The organism is Burkholderia sp. ZZQ-2 (assembly GCF_050768715.1).
In the GTDB taxonomy this organism is placed as follows: domain Bacteria; phylum Pseudomonadota; class Gammaproteobacteria; order Burkholderiales; family Burkholderiaceae; genus Burkholderia; species Burkholderia cepacia.
The window spans coordinates 1-1229 of sequence record NZ_LDVA01000055.1 but is presented as its reverse complement, the minus strand read 5'-3'; the positions used below and the strand labels follow the sequence as shown (position 1 = coordinate 1229).

Annotated in this window: 1 protein-coding gene; it reads right to left on the bottom strand. The window is 70.6% G+C overall.

Going from position 1 to position 1229, the window contains the following annotated elements:
- On the bottom strand, positions 1 to 1048 hold a 1048-nt coding region (locus tag ABY44_RS01755; protein WP_431640785.1), incomplete at its 3' end, for an ABC transporter permease subunit.
- Positions 1049 to 1229: the final 181 nt, after the last annotated feature.

The window sequence follows — 1229 nt, the reverse complement described above, 5'->3', positions numbered from 1 at the left end:
CCGCCGCATACCCGCATCCCGCCGCGCACAGCGCGAACCAGAGCGCGTCACCCGCGTGCCGCGGCAGCGCCATCCTGCCGCGCCACGGCCACGCGCCCCCCGGCAGCCGCGCACGCGCCGCGCGGCGCAACAGCATGCCGACCGGGCCGCCGGCGCGGGCCATCCATCGCGACCGGTGGAACAGGTCGAGCATCCAGCTGCGCGGCACGACCGCGGGCACGGCATCGCCATAGCGGAACCGTTCCGACCACGCGACCAGCGGCCTGAACAGCAACTGGTCGTACAGGACGATCGCGACGCTCATCGCGACGATCGCCCAGCCCACCGCGGCCAGATCCCGGTTCGCGATCGCCCGTGCGACATAGGCGCCCACGCCCGGCAGGTCGACGTGCAGGTCGCCGACCGCGATCGCCTCCGATGCGACCACGAAGAACCAGCCGCCCGACATCGACATCATCGCGTTCCAGACGAGACCGGGCATCGCGAACGGCACCTCGAGGCGCCAGAAGCGCTGCCATGCGGACAGCCGGAAGCTGCGGCTTGTCTCGTCGAGATCGCGCGGCACCGTGCGCAGCGACTGGTAGAAGCTGAACGTCATGTTCCACGCCTGGCTCGTGAAGATCGCGAAGATCGCCGCACACTCGGCGCCCAGCATCCGCCCCGGAAACAGCGACAGGAAGAACAGCACCGTAAACGACAGGTAGCCGAGGATCGGCACCGACTGCAGCACGTCGAGCAACGGAATCAGCACCCGCTCGGCCGACCGGCTCCTGGCCGCCGCGGTCGCGTAGACGAGCGCGAAGGCAATCGATGCGAGTAATGCCGCGAACATGCGCGAGACCGTACGCAGCGTATAGCCGGGCAGCGCCGCGGGGGACAACGAGATGGCCGGGGGATGCGCGACCGCGAGCGGGCCTGCCATCTGGTGCGCCGAAATGCCGGTCAGCATCAGGAACCCGATGACGATCAGCACCGCGGCGAGATCCCGCCAGCCCGGCGCGGGCAGCGTCCAGCGCCCGCCGCGCAATACCTCCGCATGGTGCTCCAAGGTGCCCCCCCGGCCGATGATGGCAGTTCATCTTCCGGGGCGGGCGGGACAGCCGCGTTGACCTGCGTCAACCGTCCCGCAACAGCCGGCCCGGGTCGGGCCGGCGGATGCGGGCGCGTCGGTACATGCGTCGATTCATGCGGCGGGATACGCGCCCGCGAGCGCCTCGACGAACGCATCG